Here is a 15,458-nt window from a genome sequence, read left to right on the forward strand (position 1 = left end):
TTAAATAACTAAGTTATTTATGGTTCTGATTACAGAGGCTGTACCTGCTTTTGTAATCATCATAGTTCCTCCCGGAAACATAAAAAATGCTTGAACTGTATTCGTAAACACTCTTCCTTGAGCGTCTGATTCTCCATCGATTTTATATTGGTTAGGGATTACCCATTCAAAAGTTCCAAACGAAAAAGGAGACGGTACAGCGTGCCATGCAGCGTGATCTGTTAATCCAGTATTGTTATCATTAAATGGTAAAAAATCTGGATTTGGATTATGAAAAATGGTCGCCGCATTAAACTGGTTAAAATAACCAGACACATTTGTTGCTGGTCCAGGAACTTCTAACCATTGTGTTCTTCCTAAGTTTACGTTTAATGGATTAACTGTTACACTAAGCAACATACATGCTCCTGCTGTTCCTGCCGGAATTGGGTCATGATTGCTTACCACCATATTCAATGAATTTGGTGGTACAACGGTAAACGGAGTTACCTTAGTTCCTCCTGGAGTAGTAATTGTAATGGTTGGGCTTGAAGCCACTGCTGGGGCTTCCCAAACTACAGAAGCTCCGTTATTAATCCCTATGATATGCCCATCTGACACAGTCCAGGTTCCTGCTGTATTAGCCGTAAGTCGTATTCTTTCTCCAACACCAACGGTTGTTCGAGTATCCGGAGAACCATCTGGTGCTGATTTTATTGTTTCTGTGGTAACAGTTGGCGGTGTTGTAGGTGGAGGATTTACTGGTGTTACTGGTGGTAAGGATGGCGCTCCTCCTGTAAAAAGGCTATCAAGAGCAGACATCGTACTTGGTCCTAAAACACCATCTGCTCCCAATGAGGATGCTCTTTGAAAGTTTTGCAGAGCTCTTTTTGTTTCACTACCAAAAATACCATCTACTCCAAATCTTGGAAGCGGAAATCCTGCATCTACCAATCCTTGTTGCATTAATGATACTGCAGCTCCTGTATTTCCTTTTCTTAAAGTTTGTTCATTATCCAGACAAGCTTCTAACACATTATTACCAGAAAACCTTGCTGCAGAAAGATCATGCCCGTCACCAATGGTAAATTGAAGCTTACTAGGAACCATCCCTTCTTGCTGAATAGTATGTGTAAGCTCATGAGCCAATAAGTGTTTGCCTTCTTGAGAATCTGGATTGAATTTTCCTTTATTAAAATAAATATCATTTCCGTGAGTAAAAGCTTGAGCTCCTAATTCTTTGGTCATTTGTTCTGCTGAACTATCTGTATGGATATTTACATTGCTAAAATCTGCTCCAAAACCAGTTTCCATTTCTGCTCTGGTACCACCAGACATTCTTTTTCCTTTTCCTTTTCTACTTTTAAGTTTAGGTTCTATAGAAGCAGAAGGATTTGGATTATTAGATTTAGTTTGTACTTCTTCTTCCTCTTGTTTTTGTACTGATTCTTCCTCTTCCATTTTCTGAACAGGTTCTTCCTCTTCCATCTTTTGAACAGACTCCTCCTCTTCCATTTTCTGAACAGGTTCCTCCTCTTCCATCTTTTGAACAGGCTCTTCTTCTTCCATCTTCTGCACAGACTCTTCCTCTTCCATTTTCTGGACAGGTTCCTCCTCTTCCATTGTCTGAACAGATTCTTCCTCTTCCATCTTCTGAACAGGTTCTTCCTCCTCAGCTCCTCCTTTATTTTTCTCTTTAAACATACTGGGTTGTACCTGTTCTTCTTCTGTAGATTCTTGTTTTTGGATCAATGGAGTTACTGAAGCTGCCAATGGTTTTTTCTGCATCTCATCTTCTGTTTGTCCAATCTTTTTACCACTATCAGAGGTATTTTTATTAACCACCTGATCAGCCATTTTATCCGCTTCTACCTCATATTTATCTCCTGGTTTACCTACATTCAGTTTTTTCTGAATAGTAGGTTTGACAAACGGAGTTTGATTTGATGCCTTGCTATCTTCTCTTTGTCTTCTAAAAAATCTCATCGGTACATTGTTTTTTAATTACTTTAAAACAAGTTGAATACAATCCATCTATATTTATACCATTTACAACTGGTATTACAGATGTTTAACTAGGGATCATGTTTCTTCTTTTATTTCTTTTCGTTTTGCTTTGGTTACTTCACTAATTAAACTTACTAACTGATGCCAACCATCTGCACCTCCAGCAATCACTGAAGCCGTTAACAGGCAATCTAAACTTCTGAATGCGACGTTTTGAAAAATTAATTCTTCTGAAGGAGGGCTCATAAATGTTTCTAAAATTCTAAACCCCACAATAGCTAATAATAACCCTACTGTAAAAGACGTATAGGATGTTTTCATGAAGTTTTTCTTTGACTCTTCTTTCTTATTCTCCTCTCCATCTTCCTGATCTTTATCCTTTTTAGTAATCACAAAAAGCTCATTAAATCTTTCTACCAATGCTAGTATGATAGGAAACGATATTAACAAGGTGCTTAAATCAATCTCTTTAATCGGTTTAAGCTCTAAAATCTCTATCTCTAATCTAGACAATAGAATAACTGTTATAGCAAGAAGAGTTATTATATACAATGTTGCTTTCATCTGTTTATATTTATTGTTTTTCAAAGGTCAGATGGAATCTTTGACGATTACAATAATCATTCGACTGTGTATTTAAAGATTATTTTAATCGTGTCGGTTTCATCTGTTTATATTTATTGTTTTTCAAAGGTCAGATGGAATCTTTGACGATTACAATAATCATTCGACTTTGTATTTAAAGATTATTTTAATCGTGTCGGTTTCATCTGTTTATATTTATTGTTTTTCAAAGGTCAGATGGAATCTTTGACGATGTCATCTGTTTATATTTTAAGAGTATTCGTTAATTCTATAATTATGTTTTGTTCAAGTATTTTAATATTTACCATTCAACAAAAATTAATCTATCTATCCATGGCAATCTAATTATGGTGAGATTCCATGGTAATTTCTCTAGGAGAATATCTTGTGTTTTGCGTTCAACAACAATTCTATATTTGGAATCGTCATTGAGAATTAATTTACCTTCTCGTTTTATGAATCCTTCTCTTAAACCATCTGGTGTAGTGTTTTTAAGAACTTCCCAGTTTTTAAGAATTGCCTCTAATAATTCTTCTGCTTCCTGCTTCAGTTCTTTGGACAACCTTATCGCTTTTTTAATCGGTTTTTGTATCGGGAATCCACATAAAAATTTCTCAAAAACCATATTACTCTCTGGTTGCTGTTCTTTTTTGGTTGCCAGATAGTGTAACAAGTGTATCGCCAATTCTATTTTATCGGGCTTAATATTTCCTGAATCATCTGCTAATTTTGTTGCTATGAAAAAGCGATGTAAATACGGATGTAACAGTACTAGTCCTGCATTGTTTATATATACCTCATCAATTTTTGTTTCATCTTCTATTTTTTCTTCTCTATCAACTATAAAATCTTCTAATTTTATATCGTCTTTATATTCCTTTTGGGGGTTTTGGAATTTTTCAAATTGAAAAACCCCGATTTCTTCACGTATAACATCCGAAGTAATTGATAGAATTTCTGAGCTTACTTTCTTGATTTCTTTTCCCCTCTTTTTAAGGAGTATATTTATAATTTCTAGTGCTAATTCTTTTAAATCGGTTTGTTTGTTATTAGGATATTTATCTATAAAACTGAATACATTATTAATAATGATTTCAGGTTTTTTATCTGATTTCAATTCTTTAACAAGAACTATTTTTAAATCCTTTAGATCCTCTTGCGTAATTGAAGTACTTTGAGATATTTTGTTTAATTCTTCTCTTAAAAATCTTATGGAGAATTGATTTAAAAGTGTTCCTGTTATGTGCCTTTCTTTTATAATTGTTGCAATTAGACTGTAGAGTTCTTGTTTTATATCAATTTGTTTATTACTTGCTATATGCTTAATAATAATTTTCCAAAATTGATCTCTGAACTTTGATGAACCAATGTATTGTTTGAATAATTTACTGTTTTTCTTAGTTGGTATTTTTTTACTAAATATGTTTATCAACATCGCATCGGAGAACTGGTAGATCAGTCTCTGTTGAGCTGTTTTTTTAGATAAAATTACTCTCAGTTTTTGTTCAAAACCTTTATCTAAAACTAGAGCTTTAATAAATTCTAAATCAAAAAAATTATTTCCTGAAGCTATATTCCACCAAGGATTTTGGCCTGTTTTAAGAAAATAGAAGAAAGTATCCAGATCACTTTTTTTCTGATTAGTAATGGGTGAAGATTCTTCAGTTTTTAATGGATTAGATGCTTTTTTTTCAATTATTTGTTTCTGAATTGACTTGATAATATCAAGTTGTAATTGTATCTGATCTTTTACATTTTTGCTATTAATGTTTAGTTCTAATGTATCAAATCTCAAAATCTGATCATCAGTTCCTGAAAGGTTATCAAAAAATGCTTGTAGAGTTGGTAAAAGGCTTTGTTTTAAAAACACATCAAGGTTATCTCTAAGGTAATACGCCGTTTTTGTATCCGGCGTATTTACCTCAAAGAATACTTTATTGATGATGTGTGTTTTATTGGCCATCTATTCTATTAATTGTATTTAAGAAACCTTTGAAATTTATTTTGTTATCTATAACATTACGTGTAATATCTGTCACACTTATTTCTCGAGAAATATTGACACTATCCCCAGCTGTGTTAGTAATTGATCCTACGATAAATCCGGTATTATTATTTCCAGGGTTGATCCCTAGTATTTCAAAAATTGTAAGTATTCTTTCTGAGTATCTACTGACATTTACATCAGCGCAATTAGTCACTAAGGTGATCAATAAGAATTCATACTGTATCAAATCTGAGAAGAATTGTTTATCTGTATCGGTTTTGATATTATCTGGTATCCAATCTCTTTGGTTATTATCAAAGAATGCATCAAATCTTGCAAATGTCTCATCAAGTGGTCGTTCATAACGTTTGATATTCTCTATATCTGAAAAGAAACTATATTCTTCTAATATGAGTGTTATTAGTTTTTGAAGTGTCGGATTATCAGTATTAAGTCCTCCATCTTCATTTACCAGGTTTCTTAAGGTTTCGTGTACAAAATTCACGGTTCCGAACTGTGAAGTTTCACAAGGAATTTCTCTCAGAACAATTTCTTCTGACAAGGTAGATCCGCAGAGTTCTTCATTAGGAATAAACCTATTAACTACTACCTTAACCGTTGCTTGATTAAAACTAATGTTCTCGCCAGTCCATCTTGCTATATTATCTGTTATTTTTATAATGGATGGATCGATCTCTGTTCCGTTATCATCAAGAAGTTGGATTTCCCAATTAAATGACCATCGTTCTCTAGGGTCGCTTTGAACTCCAACAAAGAAATCACTTCTATTACCTCCATAGAACAATAGAGATTCTGCAGCTCTATGAACGGTTATATTATAATCTGAAGGATCTCCATCTACTGTAAATGGGACGTTCCCTAAGTTACTATTAGATGGAGTAAACTCAAATCTATTGTTTCTTCTTGCTACCCCATTGCCTGCTATGGTAGGATCAACTCCGTCTGGAGTTACAATAAACGCGTATCTTCTGCTATCATTAATACAGAAATCATCTTTTTCAAGGCGTATTCCTATAATTGGAGCAGGGATTATGGTTATGGGGATTTCTATACGTACACTATCGGGTCCGCAAGGATCTCCATCTCCTTCAACACTTAACTCTACATTTAAGATCGGGTTTTGAGAGTCACTTAAACCTGTAAATGTATTGGTTACACTTAATCCTGATAGTGTATTATCACCACCAAAACTCCATGTATAATCAAATAAATCCTGATTAAACTCATTTTGATTATCTAACGTAAATGTAACCTCAACTTCATCTGTTCCTTCTTGGATTTCTATTGGATTTGGTGAGAATATTATTCCGAATTGAGGTTTTTTCCATACTGTGATTGTGGAACCAATATCTGTTTGCAATTCACCATTCACTGAAAAAGAAATGGTTTCATTAAAAATATCAAAGACAGTTGGATCTATTTCAATACGATTACCATCTAAAATAGTAATCCCTTGAATACCTGTTGTTATTGATGCATTAGGAGGTGTCAATGTGTATGCAATAATTTCAGTACTTTCTCCTAAACAAACGATATCAGGGTCAAATAAAAGTGTAATCTCCTGTTCTTCAAACACTATATCTTTTGTTATTGCAGGTTCACAAGGGCCATTTGAACCAGTCAAGGAAACTGTAACTGTATTATTCTGTATTGTTTCCAATCGATATGTATGTATAATAGCATCTTGAGTAGTTACACTATTTGGCGTACCATCACCAAAATCCCATTCGAAACTAATACCATCAGGGAGATTGGTTCCTGTAACGCTAAAAGTTACCTGAGCTGTGCCTTCTTCAAAATCATAAACAATTGCATCTACTTCAAAATCAAATTGCGGTTTTTCATACACCGTTATTTTGGCATCGGTAAATTGATCATTTACAGTAAATGAGATTTCTGTTCCGTATAGTTCTGGACTAACTTCTTTAGCATCAAAAACATATCTGTTATCATCATTTAATCTTACTCCACCATTAAATTGTTCTTCGACATCAGCCTTAACTTCTCCATCTTCTGGAATGACTTCGAAAAGTATAGGTTGTGTATCATCATCTAAACAGATAAAAGCAACTGGTAATCTAAGTGATACTTTTTGAGCTGGTATAATAAAATTAACCGGAGCACAATCAGAACAGCATAAATATGGCAATGCAAAATCTGCTAATACGGTTCCTTGGGGTAAATTTGCCGCACTGGCAACTCTTAATCCATCTTCTCGAACCAATAGATCTTTGATTTGTTTTTCTAATTCTACATTAACAATAGTTTCTCCTCTTAGCACCCCTATCCTTTCTCTAAAAGCAACAATTTCTCTTTCAAACACTCCTATTTCCGGACGTATAGTATCTACTGTATTAGGCTTCCCTTTGTATACCATAATAAAAGTTCCACCAGGTTGCACTCCTGCTTTATGTTCTAATCCAGGATGTTTTTCTACAAATTTGGCTAGGGTTTTTTGTGCTAAAATCTCTTCTTTTCGCTTTTGAATATCATCCAATAAAACCTGGATTTTTTCTGCAGCGCAACAATTGACTGTTAACTGGTTTAATAGTAGTTCTACTCTTGACTCAAAACCTCTACGTATATAGCTGCTTTGTTGACTTCTATACAATATGGTATTGATTCTTTTTTGATAACGATCTACTAATGTGCATAATTCTTTTACTGAAGCTGAAAATCTATCCAATCTTGAGGAGTTTAATTCTGAGATCGTTGTAGGAATCAATCTTGCTGTTGCTCTAGCATAGGTTAATAATTCATACGGTAATCTTACAGTAACCGTTCTGGTTTCTTCGTCAAGCTCATTGATTGCTACGTTATCCTTTATCTTATCCTCTATCACCCTTATCAAGGTATCAGCCTCTCTATCTGGATTTTCGGCAATGGCTTCCATAATTACCACACCAATCACATCTTCATCTGTATAGATACTTTCTTCTACAACTTCTACTGGTTGATATACGATTGGTTGGGAAGCAATAAATTCAAAATCAGTAGTACCTTCGAATCTGGCTCTATCTTCTATAAAGGTAAGATCACTAGCTATTCTGAATTCTTTCTTAGGTTCTGTTTCTGTTTTTTCTCTAAAATCGGTTCCGACAGTTCTTCCAAAATCATCTACAGTATAGTATTTGTTTTTTCCTGGTTCTGTAATACTGAAACCTGAAAAGAATTGTGCCACGTCTTGATACAGACATTTTTGTTCTTTTAAAAATGCTAACAGAATAGTATTCAGATCTTCAAAATGACAATTGTATTCTGTAATATCAATATCATCCAGCGTTTCATCGATACTCAAAACCTTAACATCAAATGCAAGTCCTTTTTCTACTTTGATCTCATTAATTTCTTTAAGCGCATCTCTATAATCACGTCCTAAATGCCCTTCAATACGATAGAAATCAAACTTATTAAGACAATAATCTAATGGATTTTGAATATCATCATTGGTTGATAAGTTAGCTGTTTGATACCCTATATTTCTTTGATATTGATATTTAATAGTTTTATTATAATCCCAAACTTTTATAAGGTTATTAGTTGTTTTAAAGTAATAAGGTATTGATCGATCACTTAAGTCGTAGATACAATCTTTTGAAGGTGTTATTTTTATCAGTTCTTCGATATTAACCACATATTCATTTACCATATGATACATACGATCCATGAGGTTTCTGATCTCTTTTAATCGCTCATCTCTATGAGGGATAATAATGGAAGGATAAAATTTATGTCTGCAAATCAAGTATTCTTTATCAGTTACTAACTCTCCTAATAATAAATGTTTAGGAAATGAAGTTTCTGATGGACAGCAGACAATTTTAAGATCAAACAACAATCTTTTTATTTCTTCATACGTGTCATCCAGATCTTTTAAAACATCGTATCTATACTGTATATCTAATGGTATTTTATTTATTGAAAACCCAAAAATCTTTTTAAAGCCATTAGAAATCGCGGCTAATTTTATTGCAGATTGATCGATCTGTAGTAATTTACTAAAGTCAGTAAATAAGCTTGTGATTCCTGTCATCAAATTGAATGATGCAGAAGGTGCGTTATTAATAGAACGAAAATAGCTAGAAATTAAACCTACATATTTCTTTGTGTTATTTTGATTAAGTATCACTCTTTTTACTGCAACCTTTGGCAATCCTAAATAGGATTCTATATTGTTATGTTTTGTAAAGACAGTGTCTGTAATATTCATGGCTTCGACATCTGTTTTGTTGAGCAATAACATTCTTATTTTGGCAACTTGTTCTCTACCTTGCGTATCACAATCTATAGAAGTACATGGCGTTTCTTCTTTAGCATAATTTTCAAGATATAGTACTACAACTTTATTGGCTATACTTTCTAGAGTGTTTAAAGCTGCTGCCTCAACTTCTGTAGCTTCTTCTGAAGTGAATAATTCCAGAATATTTCCGTTATCCTGAAATTTTGGATACTCTGCATCCCTATCTTCAAATAATTTAAAATGTGTATAGGTTTTACCTTCATACTTAACAAGGTCTCCATCTGTTGTAACTCCAGATCCCGCTGATACAGCAATTGAAGTATTTGCTATATATTTTATCTCCAAACCACAAACGATTCCTACTCCACTGAGACATACTCGTGTTAATCTATTTTGATCTTCAAAATAATCAATGATCGTATTAAGTTGTTCTGCAGTCAACACCTGATCTGGAACAAATGATCGATATTGCGTTGTGATTTCTTCTAATTTTATTGTTGCCATGACGTTTCTTCTTTAAAGGTTGCCAATATTCGTTCTTCCTAATATTATTTTATTTCCTGTTTCTTCTGTATTATCATTATCGCAATCATGCAATCTACCTGTGTGATAAATAGTATGAACACTATTCATACAGTTTACTAATTCGTTTACAGAGGTTCTGTAGTTTTCTATATCCGACTTGCTATCAATTATGTTATCACAATGCAATAGCTCTAAAAAGGTTTTATATTTTTCCTGCAGATTAAGCATTTCATTATCTCCATCCGGAACTAGTCCTTTTGGATATCCAATCCAGCAAATTTTTGCCAGAACATGAGCCGGTAGTTCTTCACGAATCAATTGTTCTGCAAAAGTTCTGAAGTCTTTGTTACCAAATCTTTCTGTCCAACCTGGCAAGATAATCGTTACTCTATATGAATACGGATCTACCGGACTACAGGTTTTACAATCAGAGTCCAGACAGGTAGGCATAAAATCTTCTGGAGCCGCATCGGGTAATAAATCTTCTGGCGGATCCGGATCAAATTGATTAAGATTGTATGTATCCGGACGTAATAAAATATGTTCGATCACATACATACCTTCATCTGCACTAATCTCTTTTATCAATTCGATTAGTTTATCTCTAGCTACAACAGATTCTTCTTCTGTATCCGTGAAAGCTATTCTTCTTGCAATTATTCTATTCTCATTTTCTGGGTCTGTAACTTTAGGATTGATCAGGTTAAAATAGGTCTTGGTACCATCAACTGTTAGTTTGAACTCATAGTTATCCGGGTTTTTTGAGAGATGATACGCCAGAAATAATTCTTCGAAAGCATCAGAAAGATTATGATAATGCTTACTTGATGATAATAACACCTGGGTTTCATTTTTTATTCTCCATCGATACTCTGTTATATCATCATCATCTTCTTCTTCATATACTTCTAAAAATTCTGTAACCAGATCTCTTCTCTTATAATCAAGTATTCCTAAAAGTCTAGAAACTCTTTTTTGAAATCCAGAAATGTTAAATGTATCCCAGATTCCATTATCCGTATCTGTAGTTTCTGGGTTACAATAATTAAAGCCTAGTCCTCTTTCACAGCTTATCTGTTTATAATCTTGTAAAAAATTAAGTTTAGCTCTCAAAATCTCATCATTCGCACTTTCATTATCACCATACAATATTTTCATGATGAATACATAATCTGAGAATCGTTCTGCAAAACGCCCTATTAAATGATCCAAAAGTTCATTTCTTCTCTTATAGAATACATCATCTCCAGTATCTTTTCCTTTGACGTTATTCATAATCTCAATAAGATCATGTTCATAGGTAGGATGCTCTGTAATTATCTTTTTTATATCAGTGATATCTTCTACCTCCTGCGTATAAAATGTTTGTTTTGCTCTTAATTCTTCTTCTTCGTTGAGTATCGTATTTTCTAAATACAGTTTTTTTAAATCTTCATCTACAGATAAAAGATCTTTTACCTTTGATAGTTGTTTCAGGTAGTTTGCTAATATCTGATCAAAAAATAGCAAGTATGCTTTTAATTGTTCTGCCTTTGCTTTACGAGCAACTGTTGCATTACCTGGGAGTCCAATAGAAGATATCCCATAAGTATCAGGAAAATCATTCTGAATTGTTGTATAGCTTTCTGGTGTCTGATAAGATCCTTGAGGTATTTCTACGTCTTCGATATCAACACTTTGTTGTTTTGCTTTTTCTTCGGCCTTTAACTGCTCTAAGTACTCCTCGACCTTAGATTGATTTATACCAATAGGTAGTAATCCTTTTGTGAAATTAAAAATGCTTTTATCACAACGAATCGGTTTATGCCAATCTTTAACACATATATTCCAATCACCTCCAAGACCAATTGGACCATCACAGTTTCCGATAGAAATATCCTTGATAACATTGACTCCTTCTATATTCATTATTATTTGAATGATATCAGAAAGTCTTACCTGTTTTCTAAGGTCTGCTTCAATCAATTCTTTTGTATCAATAAATCCTCCTTTTACATCTTCAAAATCAACACATCCCCCTTTAAAAGGTATAGGTCCTTCAAAAATCTGATCAGTAGTATATCCTTTATCAAACATTTGCTCAAGGGAATAAAAACTAATCGTTGGAGAAAAGTAAAAATCTATTGCCTGATAAATAAGTGCCAAAACATATTCTTCATCTGCTCCTGGTTTAAGGTCTATATATGCACAAATAGCTATTGGATCTTCTTGTACCAAGGTAATATCTACAATATCTTCACAAAGGTTTCTGTTTTGATGATAAATATCTCTTACTTTATTTATAACAACATCTGGATCTTCTACATCTTCTTCTAAATCTAATATGATATCATTAAGTCCTTGCAGTTTAAAAGGTGCCGGTATCGTCTGATCCTCATCAAAGGCATTGTACGAAAGCTGGGCTGGATGAACATCACAATTAATATGTATGTATTGTTCATGTGCTTTGATCCATGCGTTTTTAACTCCTTGAACATGTACAAACAAGTTTCTATAATCTAATGCCGTAATTGGTTTGGTTGGAAGTATATTTATTGCTGAGAGAAACTGCTCATGCATTTTAGCAAAATTATTCTCTTTGGATGCCAAAAGGTTTTGTATAGGCATCTCAATACGTTGAGAAAGATCTGTAATGGCATAAGACAACATTTCTAAGATAGTTACACCCGGATCATGAACATTATAATCGGTCCAGAGTTTACTTCCTATCTTCTCGATATATTCTATACCGGTTTCTCTTAGATATTCATAATCCAGATCATTTCCGGTATTTACATTTTTTGGTATGGATATCGTCTCGTTCATTGTGATCTATTGTTATTATACAGATACTACTGCTGGGCATTCTTTATCAGGAGTAACTATTCCTATTTTATGACTAGTAAATTTTACAGATGTAAGAATTACCTTTGCACTTGAAGGCACTACTTTTTTCACTTTTTTGAATTTCTTTTTTCCTTCATCATCAACTCCATCTTCTTGTTTTAATTCAAAATCAGTGATATAGTCTACATATTCGAGTTTCTCGATATAATCTATTACTGAGCTCTCATGTAAAGTTGTTCCAAAATCTATCGATGTTGTTTCCTCAAACGCCCAGGGCGCCAATAATTTGGCTATATCTTTTTGCAATTGAGTAGAGTAAAAATTTTCATCTTTCCCTTTATAAAACTTAGCATTGAGTATGATTTTTACTTCTTCATATACAGGATTAATTACCTGGGTTGTAACATGAAGTGTGTTAAGTTGGTTTATAAAATTCTGAATATCGTTTCTTTTAGTTTTACTAATCCTGGGTTTATAAGGATCATAAACATTTTGATTAATTGTATTAGGAATCACTACCAAAGTCACATCTCCAGGAGATAAAAAAGAGGTTAATGAGGTATGGTTTAAGCAATTTACCTTATAGATATCCGGAAACTCTTGTAATACTAAGTGTTCATAATCCCAAATGGTGATTGCTCTTTGCTTATGTCGCAATCGCTCACTAATTCTTCTGTAAAATTCTGTGTCTGTTTCTTTGAGTTTACCATCAAAAGATCCATATTCCTGGATAGCGCCTTTTACATTAGCTAGGCGTTCGACCAGCTTAGATATAGTTCCTGCCGGAATACCATATTGTAAATGACTTAGATCTTCATTATTGTTTTCAAATTGGGCTAATACCGCTTGTGCTTTAATATCTATTAACTGACTTACTGTATCAAAATCTCTAGGATTATCAATTCTGATCCAATGAAAACCCGATGGGAGTTTGGTATTATCTTTTGTTGCCTCTTTAGGAATAGAGAATTTAACTATTCCTGATTTTAAGAAGTTATCAGTATTGTTGGTAATAATATAATCATCATTAAGAGATAGCCACTCATTATTACAGAGTATGGACCATTTTAATTTTTCTCCTTCGGCAAAATCATTAGTAGTTTCTGGGTTTTCACTACCCTCCAAAGTTTGAATTAAAAGAGAAACACTTTGTAGGCTTTCTGCATTTTCCAAACCAATGTATAATGATCCATTTTTATATATGGGGAGTAGTCTTATTGTCTTATCATCGTTAGTGCCTAAAACAGAGTTTTTCTTTAATTCACTATCTTCTTCTGATATACCAAAAGGATGTTCATGAAAAAGCTTTACATCTTCTTTTCCTAAACTTGCCTGGGCATCATACCCTACTTTTATAGTTTCAACTAATGGAGAGTATGGTTCATTAGGTATTAGTGGTGGATTTGATGTATTAAAAATATCTGTAATTGATAATGCTACAGAAAAGATTCTAGGAAACATTTCATGTAAGAAGGACTGGTTTAAAATAAGCTTAACAAATCCTTTTTTTGAAGAAGCACTAAACTTCTCTTTTGGTACAGGTTTGGTTTGTCTTTTAGGACTATCCTGCCGAAATAAATTTATACTCTGTTCTTCTTGAAGTTTTATAGGAGTAAAAAACAGATCTAAAGTATCTAAAGACTCAGTTGTTGTTTCCGGATCTTTGGTAATCTCAATGGTTCCGCCGGTAAATAATTCATGATCTGTTACTTTGGAGTTCCATTCTCCATTTTCTAAAACTTGTACTTCTGTTTTAAAATAATTATCTCCTTCAACAATTGATGTAAGACTATCGCCTCCTTCAACTTGTCCCTCTGGAGTAACAACAAGTGTGTATATTGATTTACTCAGAATACCTCTGAATTCATTTTTATAAGCGAGGTATTTATCCTTAAAAACTTCTGGTTTATCTTTCCAACTAAGATCTATTGCTACTTTTGTCCAGTTTTTATCCAGTGCCTCTGTAATTCCTATAAAAAAGTTAGATCCTTTTACAGGTTGTGGACCAAAAGGATAGAATGGTTTTGAAGCATCTAATGCCCCCAAATCACTTTCTACAACTATGTCCTGAATAGAGTCAACAGATACATTAATAACAATATCAGTTACCGTAGTTTCAGAAAACAGACTTTGAAATATTGCTCCTTTATTTACTAGATTCGCCTCACTTATTGCTTTGTTTTTCACTATAAATCTAGCAACGGGATCTTGTGTATTATATGATTCTAAGAGTACTTCTTTATCATAATTAACTATTGGATCTGCTCCTTCATCTAGTTTAACCACTAGTTTTAGTTCTTCAGATTTTATTGAGGATGCATTACTACCTTCTACTACAATTGTACCTTCTATCCATTCTTTTTCTCCACTGAACAGAACTGCAACAGAATCTGTAAGATCATTAACACTTAATTTTGAGGTATCAAAACTGCTTAATTTTATAGTAAAAGTGATGGTTCTATTTCCTTCTTTAAGTAATAATACTGGAGAAGAAATACCAAAGCCTGTTTTTGCAAACGGAAGATTAGGATATGCTCCAGTATCCTGTGTAGCACCAGGTGTATCAGTTGGATATCCAAAAGGCCACCATCTGATCTCATCATCTGGAAATCCTTCTCCCAATCCATCAAATGAATTGGCTACAAAAGCATTTTTAATACCTACATTAGTTTCATTAAATATGTTTCTTAAAGAAGCTATAGAGGTTTTATTAGCTACAATCTCATCCTGAGTTTTATATATTCGTTTTTGTCCATTGCTGTCTTTTCCTCCATCCAATGCAGTTCCTTGATCTATTTTTACTCCTGTTGCTTTTTTTGCTAATTCAAACAGAATATGCACTTTATCCTCAACCGGAGCTTTATTATCCAACTTCAATACTTCTTTGTAGTAAAAGTCTAGATGCTTTTTTGATAAAGCATTTAATCTTTCCTGCGAAAATGAGGTTAGTTTTAAAAATGAAGCAAACAGCGTAAGATGTGGTTCTATATTTTTTTGAAGATTACTTTCGTCTTTTGGTTCTTCAAGGTTTTTTAGTTTCTCTACAAAAGCTTTAATCTCTTCTTCATTGATAAAAAAATCATTCCAATCTCCTGATACTGTATTGGTTTCTGTATCAAAATAATTGACTTTCTTTGAGAATAGTATAGCAAATCGCATCCAATCCTCTGTAGTGAGATCATGTAATTTAACGCTTGCGGGATCCAAAGCCTCTATGAATCGCTGACTTTGTGCGGTACCGTTTCGCATCAACAATAAATCATTATGTTCGCAATTGCTACTCATTAA

Annotated in this window: 6 protein-coding genes; all 6 read right to left on the reverse strand. The window is 33.3% G+C overall.

Translation table 11 applies throughout. The features are described 5' to 3' along the window. On the reverse strand, positions 1-1,965 hold the full coding sequence (locus U0D62_RS20845) for an eCIS core domain-containing protein (RefSeq protein ID WP_322289287.1): 1,965 nt from the start codon (positions 1,963-1,965) through the stop codon (positions 1-3). 96 nt (positions 1,966-2,061) lie between these two features. After that, entirely contained in the window at positions 2,062-2,550 is a 489-nt protein-coding gene (locus U0D62_RS20850) for a hypothetical protein (RefSeq protein WP_322289288.1), read from the reverse strand. Positions 2,551-2,872: 322 nt separating this feature from the next. Beyond that, positions 2,873-4,534, reverse strand: a complete 1,662-nt coding sequence (locus U0D62_RS20855; protein ID WP_322289289.1) for a contractile injection system tape measure protein — start codon at positions 4,532-4,534, stop codon at positions 2,873-2,875. Further along, positions 4,524-9,323: a PKD domain-containing protein gene (locus U0D62_RS20860; RefSeq protein ID WP_322289290.1), complete on the reverse strand. Its 4,800-nt coding sequence runs from the start codon at positions 9,321-9,323 to the stop codon at positions 4,524-4,526. The genes U0D62_RS20855 and U0D62_RS20860 overlap by 11 nt, the downstream gene beginning before the upstream one ends. A 12-nt stretch (positions 9,324-9,335) precedes the next feature. Next, entirely contained in the window at positions 9,336-12,149 is a 2,814-nt protein-coding gene (locus U0D62_RS20865) for a hypothetical protein (protein ID WP_322289291.1), read from the reverse strand. A gap of 15 nt (positions 12,150-12,164) precedes the next feature. After that, a complete protein-coding gene (locus U0D62_RS20870) occupies positions 12,165-15,455 on the reverse strand; it encodes a baseplate J/gp47 family protein (RefSeq protein ID WP_322289292.1) in 3,291 nt (1,096 codons plus the stop codon). Between the last annotated feature and the right edge of the window lie 3 nt (positions 15,456-15,458).

Origin of the sequence: Aquimarina callyspongiae, from assembly GCF_034322225.1 — a bacterium.
Classification (GTDB): domain Bacteria; phylum Bacteroidota; class Bacteroidia; order Flavobacteriales; family Flavobacteriaceae; genus Aquimarina.

What these genes read in the sequence shown, in the direction of transcription:
- U0D62_RS20870 (WP_322289292.1), bottom strand. Translation starts at nt 15,455, where the DNA reads ATGAGTAGCAATTGCGAACATAATGATTTATTGTTGATGCGAAACGGT.
- U0D62_RS20855 (WP_322289289.1), bottom strand. Translation starts at nt 4,534, where the DNA reads ATGGCCAATAAAACACACATCATCAATAAAGTATTCTTTGAGGTAAAT.
- U0D62_RS20845 (WP_322289287.1), bottom strand. Translation starts at nt 1,965, where the DNA reads ATGAGATTTTTTAGAAGACAAAGAGAAGATAGCAAGGCATCAAATCAA.
- U0D62_RS20865 (WP_322289291.1), bottom strand. Translation starts at nt 12,149, where the DNA reads ATGAACGAGACGATATCCATACCAAAAAATGTAAATACCGGAAATGAT.
- U0D62_RS20860 (WP_322289290.1), bottom strand. Translation starts at nt 9,323, where the DNA reads ATGGCAACAATAAAATTAGAAGAAATCACAACGCAATATCGATCATTT.
- U0D62_RS20850 (WP_322289288.1), bottom strand. Translation starts at nt 2,550, where the DNA reads ATGAAAGCAACATTGTATATAATAACTCTTCTTGCTATAACAGTTATT.